General features: G+C 68.7%; 14 protein-coding genes. 8 read left to right on the top strand and 6 right to left on the bottom strand.

The genetic code is table 11. The annotated features are described in order from the left end of the window. Window positions 1-43: 43 nt before the first annotated feature. Window positions 44-1,396: a hypothetical protein gene (locus AVL48_RS08370; RefSeq protein WP_061981587.1), complete on the bottom strand. Its 1,353-nt coding sequence runs from the start codon at window positions 1,394-1,396 to the stop codon at window positions 44-46. Window positions 1,397-1,617: 221 nt separating this feature from the next. Here AVL48_RS08370 and AVL48_RS38130 point away from each other — a divergent pair, with 221 nt between their 5' ends. Further along, the gene (locus tag AVL48_RS38130) at window positions 1,618-1,788 is read left to right on the top strand and encodes a hypothetical protein (RefSeq protein WP_244162359.1); all 171 of its coding nucleotides are present in this window, start codon (window positions 1,618-1,620) and stop codon (window positions 1,786-1,788) included. 29 nt (window positions 1,789-1,817) lie between these two features. Further along, window positions 1,818-2,414, top strand: coding sequence for an RICIN domain-containing protein (locus tag AVL48_RS08365; protein WP_061981343.1), 597 nt, complete (start codon window positions 1,818-1,820; stop codon window positions 2,412-2,414). Between the two features lie 72 nt (window positions 2,415-2,486). On the opposite strand, the gene AVL48_RS08360 is transcribed toward AVL48_RS08365, so the two are convergent. Continuing rightward, a complete protein-coding gene (locus AVL48_RS08360; protein WP_061981342.1) occupies window positions 2,487-2,786 on the bottom strand; it encodes a DUF1540 domain-containing protein in 300 nt (99 codons plus the stop codon). Window positions 2,787-3,124: 338 nt separating this feature from the next. On the opposite strand from AVL48_RS08360, the gene AVL48_RS08355 reads away from it, so the two are divergent. Further along, window positions 3,125-3,358 carry a hypothetical protein gene (locus AVL48_RS08355; protein WP_061981341.1) on the top strand — a complete coding sequence of 78 codons (234 nt, stop codon included), beginning with the start codon at window positions 3,125-3,127 and terminating at the stop codon, window positions 3,356-3,358. Between the two features lies 1 nt (window position 3,359). Here the strand turns inward: AVL48_RS08355 and AVL48_RS08350 are convergent, their stop codons facing one another. Then, a complete protein-coding gene (locus AVL48_RS08350) occupies window positions 3,360-4,175 on the bottom strand; it encodes an oxidoreductase (RefSeq protein WP_061981340.1) in 816 nt (271 codons plus the stop codon). A gap of 150 nt (window positions 4,176-4,325) precedes the next feature. On the opposite strand from AVL48_RS08350, the gene AVL48_RS08345 reads away from it, so the two are divergent. From AVL48_RS08345 to AVL48_RS08335, 3 genes are all read left to right on the top strand, one after another. Next, entirely contained in the window at window positions 4,326-5,006 is a 681-nt protein-coding gene (locus tag AVL48_RS08345; protein ID WP_061981339.1) for a GbsR/MarR family transcriptional regulator, read from the top strand. 328 nt (window positions 5,007-5,334) lie between these two features. Continuing rightward, window positions 5,335-5,889: a YbhB/YbcL family Raf kinase inhibitor-like protein gene (locus AVL48_RS08340; RefSeq protein WP_061981338.1), complete on the top strand. Its 555-nt coding sequence runs from the start codon at window positions 5,335-5,337 to the stop codon at window positions 5,887-5,889. Window positions 5,890-5,921: 32 nt separating this feature from the next. Next, on the top strand, window positions 5,922-9,071 hold the full coding sequence (locus AVL48_RS08335; RefSeq protein ID WP_061981337.1) for an AfsR/SARP family transcriptional regulator: 3,150 nt from the start codon (window positions 5,922-5,924) through the stop codon (window positions 9,069-9,071). On the opposite strand, the gene AVL48_RS08330 is transcribed toward AVL48_RS08335, so the two are convergent. Further along, window positions 9,055-9,777: an ABC transporter permease gene (locus AVL48_RS08330; protein ID WP_425266086.1), complete on the bottom strand. Its 723-nt coding sequence runs from the start codon at window positions 9,775-9,777 to the stop codon at window positions 9,055-9,057. The two genes, AVL48_RS08335 and AVL48_RS08330, sit on opposite strands and share 17 nt — an antisense overlap. 17 nt (window positions 9,778-9,794) lie before the next feature. Next, window positions 9,795-10,730 (bottom strand): ATP-binding cassette domain-containing protein, encoded by a 936-nt coding sequence (locus tag AVL48_RS08325; protein WP_061981335.1) that lies wholly within the window; start codon window positions 10,728-10,730, stop codon window positions 9,795-9,797. A gap of 133 nt (window positions 10,731-10,863) precedes the next feature. Between AVL48_RS08325 and AVL48_RS08320 the strand changes: the two genes are divergently transcribed. Next, window positions 10,864-12,078, top strand: a complete 1,215-nt coding sequence (locus tag AVL48_RS08320; protein WP_061981334.1) for a cytochrome P450 — start codon at window positions 10,864-10,866, stop codon at window positions 12,076-12,078. A 307-nt stretch (window positions 12,079-12,385) separates the two neighbouring features. Here AVL48_RS08320 and AVL48_RS08315 read toward each other — a convergent pair whose 3' ends face one another. Further along, complete coding sequence (locus AVL48_RS08315) at window positions 12,386-12,796, bottom strand: US12 family protein (RefSeq protein WP_061981333.1); 411 nt, start codon at window positions 12,794-12,796, stop codon at window positions 12,386-12,388. Window positions 12,797-12,980: 184 nt separating this feature from the next. On the opposite strand from AVL48_RS08315, the gene AVL48_RS08310 reads away from it, so the two are divergent. Then, complete coding sequence (locus tag AVL48_RS08310; protein ID WP_061981332.1) at window positions 12,981-13,694, top strand: Crp/Fnr family transcriptional regulator; 714 nt, start codon at window positions 12,981-12,983, stop codon at window positions 13,692-13,694. Window positions 13,695-13,751 lie beyond the last annotated feature (57 nt).

Here is a 13,751-nt window from a genome sequence, read left to right as displayed (position 1 = left end):
GGCCCTGACCCACCCTGGTGCGTCAGGGCCGCCGGCCGGTGGGTCAGCGAAGACCCTGGGAAATGAACTCGTCCATCCCGTCGAGTTCATCGAGCGCCGCCCGCAATTCGGCGGCGTACTGCTCCGTCCCGGCGCGCAGACCCCGCTCGACGACGCCGACGGTGTCGAACGCCTCGACGTCCCCACCGCTCAGCGCGGCGACGGACTCCTTGACGACGGCACCCAGCAGCAGGTCCTCGGGCACTCTCGGCGCACCTTCCAGCGGCCGGACAAGATCGTCCAGTACCCCCTGCCCGCCGACCTCGCGGACCAGCCCGGCCGCCGTGATCCCCGGCACCCGGAAGCCCTCCGGCAACACCGCGCGGACGCTCAAACTGTGCGACAGCCAGTGCAACAGCCGCGTGTTCACCTCCTGCTTGACCGGCTTCGGCGTCAGCCACAGCACGAGGTTCACGTAGTACTCGGTGAGCCGGTCGAGCACCTCACCACCCTTCTGGAAACCCCAAAGGTTGAGGTCGAAGTAGTGGTGCCACGTGGAGTCCGCGACGATCCGCCCGACGCCGGCGGCGGCACCGTCGTACACGCTGCTCACGCCGTAGACCTGGCCATTGCGTTTGTCGGTGCCACGCGCGACGATCTCGGGTTTCGGCTGCCCCGTGCGCCCGGTCGGCCACACATCCTCCGGATATCGCTCGGGAATGAGCAGCTGGCCCTCGTGCATATGGTCCGGGAAAACCGTGATCGGACCGCGCCTGCCCTGGAACAACGCATGCGGCCTGCCCGCCCGCTTCCGCAGGATCAATTCCTGCGGATACGGATCGAGGTCGTTCGGGATCGGCATGTCGATATCACTGCCCCACGGGTCGGGCTGATGGGTGTTGTGGCTGAATTCGACACTCGAATCCGGCCGGTCGTTCCACACCCGCAGCTCACCCGCGCGCGGAATCCGGTGTCCCAGCGCCCGGCCCAGATTCAGGTAATCGGGCAGCGACGGATCCGCTCCCGCCGGACGCGGGTTGGAGTGGTCGCCGGAGACGAAGACCCCGCCACCGGCGTCCATCCAGCTCCGCAGCGCCGCGACTTCCGCGTCCACGAGTTCGTTCTCCGGCTCACCGGGCATGTTGCATTGCAGCAGACCGAAGAACCACACCTGCTCGTACCGGCCGAGCACGTCGGCGGTGAGTTTGTTGACGGCGTGCCCGCCTTCGTGCCGATTGATCAGCTCGACTTCGAACTGCGCGAAGAACGGCTGATTCCCCACGATCAGCTCCCGGAGAATGCCCAGCGCGAAACCATTGTTCCCACTTAAGCCCACCAGATCCGTGTAGAACAGTATTCTGATCTTCGGCCTGGTGGCCGTGTCGACTTGATCGGCGACAATACGTGCGTCGAACATGAATTTCCCCCTTGCTTCGAACAGCACCCGCCGTCCTCCCCGGCAGTGCCGTGCTTCCAGATATACCGGAACTTCCAAGGCCTTCGCAGCGGCCGCGGCACTACAGTGGATTTCGCGGGAATCCCCTTGTCCGGCCTTCGGGAACAAGCCTGGACCCGCCGATTTCACCGCTTTTCGTGGCACGGCGGGCCGGGGCCGGGGCCTTGAGCGAAGATGCGGACATGGGTTACCGGACCTGGATGCGGTACTTCACACCGTCCGCCGTGCACCGACGACTGGGCTTGGTGTGCCTCGGCGTCGGGCTGCAGCACGGCGTCCTGCCCGTCGTGGGGCCCCGGGTGCTCGATCACTACGTGGCCGTCGTCGTGTCGAAGGGTCGTCCTCGACCGTAGGGCAGCAGTGGTTCGTCATCCGGTCCACTGTGGACGCTGGGCAGTTCCGGCTGGTGAACCGCTACAGCGGGCTCGTCCTCGGCCTCTCCGGCAAGACGTCGCGACTGGCGGAGACCACCCCGCTACGGTCGTGGACCGACACGACCGGAAGCACCGTCGGCGAGGGGCGGACCGCGGCCGAGCAGACACTGACGTTCACCGACGCCGGCGCGGGCACGCTCGGCGGGATACACACCCTCGCCGCGTCCGGCAAGAACCTCGACGACCCGGACTCCTCCACCGCGACCGGCACTCCCCTGGTCACCTGGGCGCCGCACCAGGGTGAGAACCAGAAGTGGCTGTTCACCCGGCAGGCCGGCGGTTCCTACACCTTGACCAACGCGCACTCGAAGCTGTGCGCCGACGTCGAAGGCGGCTCGACCGCCGCGGGCGCGCGGGTCATCCAGTGGACCTGCACCGGCGGCCCCAACCAGCGCTGGACCGCGGCGAAACAGCCCGATGGCCGGTACAAGCTCGCCGGCGTCCGGTCGGGACTGCTCCTCACCACGGCGTCCACTTCGGACGGTGCGGCCGTCACGCACCGCGCGGACACCGGGTCCGCGCTCCAGTTGTGGACGATCGGCTGACGGTTTCGTCGGTCCGTGAAGGCCTCCTTCCCTACGCTGAAGGTAGGGAAGGAGGCCTTCACGGACCGACGATTACCTAGGGGCGTAGGTCAGGCAGTTCGCGGCGTGGTCGCCCTCACCAGGTCCGACCCGGACGCTCGACGCCGTGCATTCGAGCGCGGAGTTGTGGCGGCAATCGGCACGAGAGCAGGCGCCCACCTGCGCGGTCACCCGGTCGAGTCCGCCCTTAGTGTTGAGCGGGACGAAGGTTCCGCAGTCGGCCGACCCGTTCCCTCCGCCGACGGTGATGGCGAAAGCGTGACAGCCGTCGTGGTTGTAGGAACAGCCGCTGACCGTGCATTCGTGGACAGCGGGCATCTCGGTGGTGGTCATAACGACTCCTGTACTTCGTGGTGGTGGTGTCGTTCGGTCCTTCCAGGGTCACACCGCTGCCTGCCCGCGGCAATCCGAACGGCCGGGCCTCACCCATCGGTGAGCGACCCCGCATTCAGAGGACTGAACGCGACGGAGTCGCCTCGCGAGCCCACGCCCGTGGGTGGCGATGACTTGACGCCCGCCGGGGCCGGGGGCGACCGACGTCGGTGCGCGGCCCCCCGCATTCAGAGGACTGGACGCGGCGGTGCGCGACCTGATTTTCGGGGGTTGACCTGGCGAAGAACGGGTACCCACCGGTCATGAAACCGGTGGACGGCGCGAGGAGAGCAGCAGGCTTGCGAAGCCGCTTCGCACGTTGGAGGCGCCGAGGCAACAGCCTCGCCCTGGCTTGGACCCTGATCACCTTCGGCCTGGTCGTCATGTTGTGGGTGTCCGGTTTCCGAGCGTGGCCGGTCTACCTGACGGCGGCACCGAGTGCCGTGGTGTCCGTGCTGCTGTGGGTCGGGGCGGTCCGTACTCGCCGCCGGGGAACCGGGCCGGAGCCCGTCGGCAAGCCGTCGGGCGGCTGAGTCACTTCGTGGCGCGGGTGGCCAGAGCGTCGAACTCCCGGTCCGGCAGGGTCCGGTTGAGTTCGAGGAGCTTCTCCGCGAGGTGGCCGACGGCGTAGCGCGTCTCCGGGCGTTCGGCCTCGATGGCACGGCGGATGGCTTCGACCACGACGCTGGGCTCGGAGCCGTCGCCGAGCCCGGTTTCGCCGTGTCGTGCCATGGCTTCCGCCATTTCCCGGTACGCCCCGCCGCCGGAGATCTCCCGGAGCTGCGCGGACGTCTGGTCTTCGAACTCGGTCTTGATGATGCCCGGCTGGATGATCACGACGTCGATCCCGAAGGGCTCGACCTCCATGCGGAGCGTGTCGGAGAAGGCTTCGAGCGCGTGCTTCGACGCGTAGTACCAGGCGCCGAGCGGCAGGGCGATTTCACCGCCGATCGACGACACGTTGACGATCGTGCCGGACCGCTGAGCGCGCATGACGGGCAGGACGAGCTGCACCAGCCTGGCGGGCGCGAGCAGGTTGACTTCGAGCTGGTCGCGCGCCCTGTCCAGCGGTACGTCCTCGATGGCACCGTGCAGCACTGTCCCGGCGTTGTTGACCAGGACATCGATCCGCTGCTGCTCGTCGAGGACGGTTTCCACCGCGCGGCGGAGTTCGTCCTCGTCGCGGGCGTCCATCTTCAGCGCGTGACCACCCGCGGCCCGGAGGTCGTCCATCTTCTCCACGCGCCTCGCGGCACCGTAGACGGTGTGACCGGCGCGGAGCAGTTCCAGCGCGGTGGCGTGGCCGATCCCTGACGAAGCGCCGGTGACCAGGCAAACCTTGGCCGTCATCCTTCGGGTACCTCCCGATCTCTTCACTGTTGACCAAACAGTAGAGCCGATTTTCCAGGTGCTACAACACGAAAAAGGCATTCATCGAGGTGGCGGACCTACAATCGATGCAATGACCATGGAGCTGAACGCACCGAGCCTGGAGGACGGGTGCCCGGAGACCGCCTGACCCATGACGAGCGCGGGCAGATCGCTTCGGGCTTGGCGGCCGGGCTCACCTACGCCGAGATCGCCCGGCGGATGGACCGCCCCAAGTCGACGATCATCCGTGAGGTGGCGCGCAACGGCGGCGCCCACCGCTACCGGGCCGACCAGGCACAGCAGGCGACCCGGTGGCGGGCACGCCGCCGCGCCCCCGGCCCGCCGGTGCACGCCGACCCGGGTGTGCGCACCCCGGAGGCACTGCGTGACTTCGAGCGCGAGTTCGCCGAGATGATGGCCGGGACGGGGGTGCCGCCGATGATGGCCAGGGTCTTGGCCTGCCTGTTCACCAGCGACACCGGCAGCGGTACCGCCGTCGAGCTTGTCGCACGACTGGAAGTCAGCCCGGCGTCGGTCTCCAAGGCCGTCGGCTGGCTCGAACAACGCGGCCTGATCGCCCGCGAACGCGACGGCAGGCGGCAGCGGTACGTCATCGACGACCAGTTCGGCTATCGGGCCTGGCAGGCCAGCCTCGACTCGATGACCAGGTGGGCGGACCTCACCCGGCGGGGCGCGGGGCTGGTCGACGGCCCGGCGGGCGCCCGGTTGGCCGACACCAGCCGGTTCTTCCGGTCTCTGCACCAGGACATGACTGAGGCCGCCGAACACTGGCGGCGGTCCCTCGGCTGAAAGTCCGTGAGGGAGGTTGAGTGTCCCCGACCCCCGTTCACTGTCCCTATTTCCACACACCCCTTACCTCTTCACGAGTTTGGCCGGTGTGACTGAACCCGCGCCGAGACACGCCACGTTTGCCCTGCCGCTCAAGAGAACCCTCATTACCACTCACGCCCCTCGCAGAACCGTTCATAGCGGCCCTGAGGCGCGGCCGGAAACCGGCGAAAACACCCCGATCGGCGGGGAAAGTGCGCTAGCCGCCACATTCACGGCTGCCTACGCTGAATCGGGCGCACGGGAACCACCACTGCCTCGGGAGTCTCCAGTGAGAAGCACGAGAATCGTGTTCTGCGTCTTGCTCCTCCTCGGTCTGTTCGCCGTTTCGCCGACCACGGCGGCAGCGGGACAAAGCGCGTTCACCTTGTCCAGCACCGCTTTCGCCGACGGCGGCGTCATCCCCAAGGTCCACGAGTGCACCAGCGGCGGCGGCAACGACCCCGCCAAGAAGAACGAGTCCCCGCCCCTCGCCTGGTCGGGTGCCCCCGCCACCGCCAAGAGCTACGCGATCGTCATGCGCGACCTCAGCAACGCCAACCTCATCCACTGGGTCATCTACGACATCCCGGTGAGCACGACCTCGCTCCCCCAGAACGTCCAGCACGTCTACCGTCCGTCCGTCCCCGCGGGCGCCAGGCAGGTCTACTACCGTGGAAGCGCGAGCCTCTACGGCTACCAGGGACCGTGCTCGCCCTCGACGGTGAACACCTACGAATTCGTCGTGCACGCCCTCGACCGGACGTCGCTGACCAGCCTGGACTCCGGATCGTCGACCCAAACCGCCGCCAGGGCGATCGCCGCCGCCTCGGTCGGTTCGGCCAGGATCAGCGGTAAGTCGTAAGACCGGCCGATCATCGTGGCAAAATCGGCGCAATGCAGATCGGGATGCTGGGGCCCTTCGAGGTTCGCACGGACGACGGCGGCCTCGCCGACGTCCCGGGCGCCCGGCTGCGCGGGCTGTTGATCGCGCTGGCACTCGAACCGGGGCGGGTGGTCCCGAAGGCCACCCTCGTCGACTGGATCTGGGGTGAACAGCCCCCCGCCGACGCGACGAACGCCTTGCAGCGCTTGGTTTCCCGCCTGCGGAAGGTACTGCCGGACGGTGTCGTCGAGGGGCAGACCGACGGTTACCGGCTGAAGGTGGCGCCCGACGACGTCGACGCGGTCCGGTTCGAACACCTCGTCGGCCATGTCCGCGGTGCCGCGGAGCCGCGACGGCTGCGTGAAGCGCTCGCCCTGTGGCGTGGCGCGGCCATGCAGGACGTCGGCCTGCCGGACAGCGGCGCGTTCGACGCGGCGGTCACGCGGCTCGAAGGGCTGCGCCTGACGGCCTTGGAGGACCGGTTCGACGCGGAGGTCGACCTCGGCCACGGCGCGGAAGTGGTCACGGAACTGACCGATCTGGTGACCGCGCATCCGCTGCGCGAGCGGCTCGTCGCCGCGCTGATGCGGGCGCTCGCCGCGACCGGACGCGACACCGAGGCGCTGCTCGTGTACCAGCGCACGCGGGAGGCCTTGGCCGACGCGCTGGGTGTCGATCCCTCGCCGGAGCTGTCCGCGGTGCATGTCGCGCTGCTGCGCGGCGAACTGGGACGGCGCGAGGAGAACCGCAAGACCAACGTGCGCGCGGAACTGACCAGTTTCGTCGGCAAGGACGCCGATGTCGCCGCCGTGCGCGACCTCGTCGCCGAGCACCGGCTCACCACCCTGATCGGGCCGGGCGGTTCGGGAAAGACCAGGCTCGCCACGGAAACCGTGCGCACCCTGCTCGGGGGTGCCCCGGACGGGGCCTGGCTGGTGGAGCTCGCGGCCATCGGCGCCGAGAGCGGCACAGGACAGCATGACGGGAACAACATCGCGCAGGCGACGCTCGCCGCGCTCAGCCTGCGGGACGCGCTGCTCGCCGACACACCGAATGCCGAGCCGACCGACCGGGTCATCGCCGCGATCCGTGACCGGGAAGTACTGCTGATCCTGGACAACTGCGAGCACGTCATCGAATCGGCGGCGGCCTTCGCCCATCGCGTGCTCGGGGAATGCCGGCGGCTGCGGATCCTCGCGACGAGCCGGGAACCGCTCGGCATCACCGGTGAGGCACTGTGGCACGTCGTCCCGCTGGCCCTGCCGGATCGGCACGCCGGTCCCGGTGAGATCGCGTCCTCCCCCGCCGTCCGGCTGCTGAAGGACCGGGCGAGCGTGGTGCGCAAGGATTTCGTGGCCGACGAGCACACGCTGTCGACGATGGCGCGCGTCTGCCGGGCACTGGACGGGATGCCGCTGGCGATCGAACTGGCCGCGGCCAGGTTGCGCACCATGTCCATCGATCAGCTCGCCAACCGGCTCGACGACCGGTTCCGCCTGCTGACCGGCGGCAGCCGGACCGCGCTGCCCCGGCACCGCACGCTGCGCGCCATGGTCGACTGGAGCTGGGAACTGCTGACCGACGCCGAACGGACGGTCCTGTGCCGTCTCTCGGTGTTCTCGGGCGGGGCGAGCTTGGAAGCGGCCGAGCGGGTCTGCGTCGGCGAGGCCGTCGAGCAGGACGAGGTGCTCGAGTTGCTCACCGCGCTGACCGAAAAATCGCTGCTGGTCGCCGCGGGCGACGCGGCACCGCGCTACCGGATGCTCGGCACCATCAAGGAGTACGCCGAGCAGCGCCTCGCCGAGGCCGGGGAGACGGTACTGGCCCGCCACGCGCATCTCGCCTATTTCACCGAACTCGCCGAGGCCGCGGAGCCGATGCTCCGTCGCGCTGAGCAGTTGGAATGGCTCGCCAAGCTCAACGCCGAACACGACAACATCAGTGCCGCGATGCGCGGCGCGCTCACGGCGGGCGAGGCACCCGCGGCGATGCGGCTCGCGGCCGCCTGCGGCTGGTACTGGTGGCTCGGCGGGCACCGGACCGAAGGCATGGAGCTGGTCTCCGCGGCCGTCGACACCCCCGGCGAGGTCGCCGACGGGGTCGGGGCCGTGGTGTACGGGCTTGTTTCGCTGTTCGTGAGCTCCGGCTACGCCGACGAACACACCGCCGCGAAGTGGATCCACGAGTCGTATCGGCTCGGCCGGAGCGCTGATACGAAACACCCGCTGCTGGGACTCGTCGTCCCGCTGGAACGCATGCTGGCCGGGTCGGACGCCTTGGCCGCGTGGGAACCGGTACTGGACGACGAAAACCCCTGGGTCCGCGCGCTGGCCAGGCTGCACCTCGGCAAGATGCGGATCGCGCTCGGCCATCCCGGGCGGGAGGCGGAGACCTGCCTCGAGCAGGCGCTCACCGAATTCCGGGCTCTCGGCGAGCGGTTCGGCATCTCGTTCGCCCTGACCGAGCTGGCCGATCGGATGGCGACGCGCGGCGAGTTCGCCGGCGCGTGCGAGTACTACGAACAGGCGATCACGGTCGTGTCCGAGGTCGGTTCCTTCGAGGACCTCATCCGGCTGCGGTCGCGGCTCGCCCAGCTGTACTGGCTGCGGGGGGACGAGGACGCCAGCGCGGCCGCCGCGGCCGAGGCGAGGCGGGACGCCGAACGGGTCACGTGGCCGGGCACGCTGGGCATGCTGGCCCTCGCGCAGGCAGAACTCGCCCACTGGCGCGGTGAAACCGAGGAAGCCTCACGGCAACTCGACATCGCGACGACCGTGATGGGTGCCGAAGCGGATCTGGGGCATGTCCGCGCGATCACGCACGACCTGTGGGGTTACCTGGCCGACGATCTCGACGAGGCCCGCAAGCATCGCGAGTCGGCCTGCCAGGCGGCGACCGAGGTGCAGTTCCTGCCCCTGATCGCCCAGATCCTCGTCGGGGTCGCCGACCTGGCACTGCGCCGCGACGAGCCCGAACAGGCCGCGCGGTTGCTCGGGGCGGCCGACAACCTGCGTGGGTTGCCGGATCGTGCCCACCCGGACGTGGCCAGGATCGAGCAGACGACGCTGCGCCGCCTCGGCGAAGCGAAGTTCGCGGAGGCGGCGCAGGAGGGCGCGCGGACGAACTGGACCGCGTTGGCCGAAGTCACGCTCGCTTCTTGAAGGTGGAGGACGCCCACAGGTACCCGACGAGCGCGATCCCGGCGCTCCACGCGAGGGCGGGGAGCACGTCACCGGCGGCCGGTGCGCCGTTGAGGAGCCCGCGCAGGGTCTCGATGATCGGGGTGAAGGGCTGGTACTCCGCGAACTCACGGAGGCCGGGCCCCATCTTCTCCGCCGGCACGATCGCGCTGCTGAAGAACGGCAGCATGACCAGCGGCACGGAGGCCATGCCCGCGGTTTCCGGCGACTTCGCGGCGAGGCCCAGCGCGACCGTGAGCCAGCCCGCCGCGACACCGAGGAGCACGACGACACCGAGCACGCCGAGCCAGTCGAGGAAGCTCGCGGACGGGGCGAAGCCCAGCAGGAAGGCCACCCCGACGAGCGCCACGATGGCGATCAGGTTGGTCAGCACACTCGTCACGACGTGCCCGGTCAGCACCGCGCCGCGGGAGACGTCCATGACCTTGAACCGGTTGATGATGCCCTTCGTCATGTCGGAGTTCACCGCCGTCGCGGTGGCACCGAGCCCGTAGCAGACGGCCAGCAGCATCAATCCCGGCGTCGCGTAGTCGATGTAGTCGACGCCGACGCTGAACGCGTCACCGAAGACGTAGACGAACATCAGCATCATCACGACCGGCATCAGGACCGCGTTGAACACCGAGGTCGGATTACGGGTGAGGTGCTTGAAGTTGCGGCGCAGCATCACGATCGAGGGGGTGGTCACTGTACGGCCTCCGTGTTGTGGCCCGTCAGGGCGAGGAAAACGTCATCGAGGTCAGGGGTCTGAACGGAGAACTCTTCGGCGCCGATCGAGTACTCGTCGAGCCGGTCCAGCAGGGACCGCAGGGATTTCGTCCCGCCGTCGCTGGGGACCCGCAGGGCCAGCGCCTCGTCGTCCCGCGTGGCGCCGGGGAAGATCCGCGCCGCCGCGTCGAGTTCGGCGGCGGTGGCGAACCGGAGCCGGACATGCGTGCCCGGCATCTGGCGCTTGAGCTCGTCGGGAGTGCCGTTGGCGACCAGACGGCCCTGGTCGAGGACCGCGATCCCGTCGGCGAGCTGATCGGCTTCCTCGAGGTACTGGGTGGTGAGGAAGATGGTCACGCCGTCGGCCACCAGTTCGCGGATGATCGACCACATCGTGCGACGGCTGCGCGGGTCCAGTCCCGTGGTCGGCTCGTCGAGGAAGATGATCCGCGGATCACCGACGAGCGTCATCGCCAGATCCAGTTTCCGGCGCATGCCCCCGGAATAGGTCGAGACCGGCTTCCGGGCCGACTCCACCAGGTCGAAGCGTTCCAGCAGCTCGTCGACGACCCGCTTGCCACCGGTGGAACGCCGGCTCAGGTCGACCATCAGCCGCAGGTTCTCCTGCCCGGTGAGCAGTTCGTCCACCGCCGCGAACTGGCCGGTGACCCCGATCGCCGCCCGCACCGCCTTGGCCTCCGTCGCGATGTCGTGCCCGGCGACCCACGCCGTCCCGCCGTCGGCCTTCATCAAGGTGGTCAGCAGGTTCACCGTCGTCGTCTTGCCCGCGCCGTTCGGGCCGAGCAGGGAGAAAATGGTGCCGGCCCGGACATCGAGGTCGATACCGTCGAGCACGACCTTGTCCCCGAAGGTCTTGCGCAGTCCGGAGACCGCGATCGCTGTTTCTGTCATGGGAGCCACTGTGGGCGGCCGTGCTGACACGCCTCCGCCACGCCACTGACACCGGCCGTGTCAGCGCTGTGTCAGGCCGGTGTCAGCCCGATCGGTGATCGTTGCCCTCACGACCACCACGAAAGGCGTCCCGATGACTCAGCCGGTTCCCGTTCCGCAAGGCCTCCCGATGCAGCGCGACGCGGGTCCCTTCGACCCGCCCCGCGAGATCACGCGGCTGCGCGACGCCCGACCGGTGAGTCCCATGGTCTTCCCCGACGGTCACGAGGGCTGGCTCGTCACCGGTTACGAAGAGGTCCGGCAGCTGATGGCCGACACCCGGTTCAGCTCCCGCCAGGACCTCGGCATCCTCCACATGCCGTACGAGACGCCGGGAATGCCCGCGCCGACCGAACCATCCCCGCCGATGCCGGGCATGTTCGTCGCCATGGACCCGCCGGACCACGGGCGGCTGCGGAAGCGGCTCACCGGCGCCTTCACCGTGAAACGGATGAAGCAGCTCGAAGAGCGCATCGTCGAGATCACCGAACGGCGGCTGGACGCGATGGCCGCGCTGGTACCGCCGGTCGACCTGGTCAAGGAGTTCGCGCTGCCGGTGCCGTCGCTGGTGATCTGCGAACTGCTCGGCGTCCCTTACGAGGACCGGGAGAAGTTCCAGGCCGACTCCGCCCAGCTCATGGTCCGTGACCAGACCCTGGACGAGAAAATGACCGCGTTCATCGGGATGAACACCTTCCTCACCGAACTGGTCACGCGCAAACGCGAGACGCCGGAGGACGACATCCTGTCCGACCTCGGCCGCCACGACGACCTCACCATCGAGGAGCTGGCGGGCGCCGCCTTCCTCCTGCTGCTCGCGGGCCACGAGACCACCGCGAACATGCTGGCGCTGGGCACCTTCGCGCTCCTCGAACACCCTGAGCAGCTGGCCGAACTGCGCGCCGACGCGGAGCTGTTGCCGGGCGCCGTCGAAGAACTCCTTCGCTACCTGTCCGTCGCCGACATCTTCTTCCGCTACGTCACGGAAGACATCGAACTCGGCGGCGAAACGATCCGCGAGGGATCGACCGTCATCATCTCGCTGCTGGCCGCCAACCACGACCCGCGGCGCTTCGAGAACCCGGGCACCTTGGACATCCGCCGCAACGCCCGCGGTCTGCTGTCCTTCGGGCACGGCATCCACCAGTGCCTCGGCCAGCAGCTGTCACGGATCGAGATGCGCGCGGGTTTCGAGGGACTGCTACGCCGTTTCCCGGGCCTCAAGCTCGCGATTCCCGCCGACGAGGTGAAACTGAAGACCGACATGAACATCTACGGTGTCCACGAATTGCCGGTCACCTGGGCGTAGCGGCCGTGCCGTGAAGGCCTCCTTCCCTACTTTCAGGGTAGGGAAGGAGGCCTTCACGGACTGGGTCCGCTTTAACCGTCACCATCACTCACGAGGTTTTCCAGCGCGGCGGCGAGCGCGTCGCCGGGATCGACGCCGAGTTCACGGGCGTGTGCACCCAGCCGTTCTCTTCCTGATCGGAGCACCAGGACGCGACTTTCGGATGGTGGCACCGCCGGAAGGGTGAGCCCGCGGTGGGGGCCACCCCCCTCGAGCGGCCCCCACCCGGTTCATCCGGCCGGAACCGGCCGGATGGCATCCGTGTCACTTATTTCCCGTCCTCCGGGCGCCGGGGCAAGGCCGCCAGCGAGAGCACCATGACGACCGGCCAGAGCACGGCCGTCAGTGAAGCTCCCCCGAAGGTGATCGCCGTGACCGAGACCGCCGTCGCGATCAACCCGCCGATCGGTGACACGTAGCAGAGCCCCAAGGGGCCCAAGAAAAGCGCCCACAGCAAGGCCGCCTTCACGGACTTGGCCGGTGGGCGTGGAACCGGATACCGCCCCGGGCCGACGACCTCGTGATCGTCGCCCTGGTACCACCCGCCGGACATCAGCGGCGGATGCGGCGCGAAGAAAGCCGGTCTCCGTCCGAGCGCCCTGGGCGTCCGCGGATTCTGACCGGCGGGCGCGTGGCGATGGTCCTTCGGCCGTCCTAACACACTTTCGGCACTACGCATGACATCCTCCCCCGTCGCCGGGCCGAGGCCTGGTGAACTCACCCCTTGCCTGGCACAATTACCGATTCCGGTGCGAAACTTCGGGTCGTTCCGCCCACTGACCATGCTGACGAGTCGGGGGAGTTGCTGATGCGTCAAATGGAACACAGCGCCTATCCGGTTCCCGTGGAACCGGAGGACAAGGATGACCGGTCCCCCCGCCGGTGAGCACGGGGAACTCGGAACCTGGCGTCGGCTGACGCCCGCCGAGCAGACCGCTCTCCGGAACGCGGGCCATCTGAAGGTGTGGCGGCCCGGACAGATCCTCGCGCTCCAGGGCAGCCCGCCCACGAGTATGTTCGTCGTCCTGCGCGGCTGGGTGAAGATCAGCGCCACCAATTATCGCGGCGAAGACGCGCCGCTCGCCGCGCGCGGTCCCGCGGAAATCGTCGGCGAACTCGCCCCCATCAGCGGACTCCCCCGGTCCGCGACGATGTCGGCGATCGACGAGGTGCACACCCTCATCGTGCCGAGGGAGCAATTCCTCGGGGTGTTGCGCGCCCAGCCGCGTATCGCCGAGGAGATCTTCCGTACCGCGGCGATCCGGCTGCAGCAATCCGATCGTCTGCGTCTCGAATCCGGCGGACCGGATTTCCCGCAGCGGCTCGCCGCGGTACTGCTGGAACTGGCGCTTCAGCACGCCCTCGATCCGGTGGACGGGAAACAGGTCGATCTCCATTTCAACCAAGGGGAATTGGCGGGTTTCGCGCGCGTCTCCCGCAGCACTCTGATCCGGGGCCTCGACGAACTCCGGCGGCTGGGCGTGGTGCGCACCGCCCGCCAGCGCGTCACCATCACCCGGCCCCGCGCGCTGCGTGAATTGGCGGCCGGACGGCCACCCCCGCCGGAAGAAGACTGATCGGCGGGGAAATCTCGGCTATCCTGGTCAAGGTTCAACTCTCGCAACCGTTTCACG

This window comes from Amycolatopsis regifaucium (genome assembly GCF_001613935.1).
Taxonomy (GTDB): Bacteria; Actinomycetota; Actinomycetes; order Mycobacteriales; family Pseudonocardiaceae; genus Amycolatopsis; species Amycolatopsis regifaucium.
This window is presented reverse-complemented; position numbering and strand designations above follow the sequence as displayed.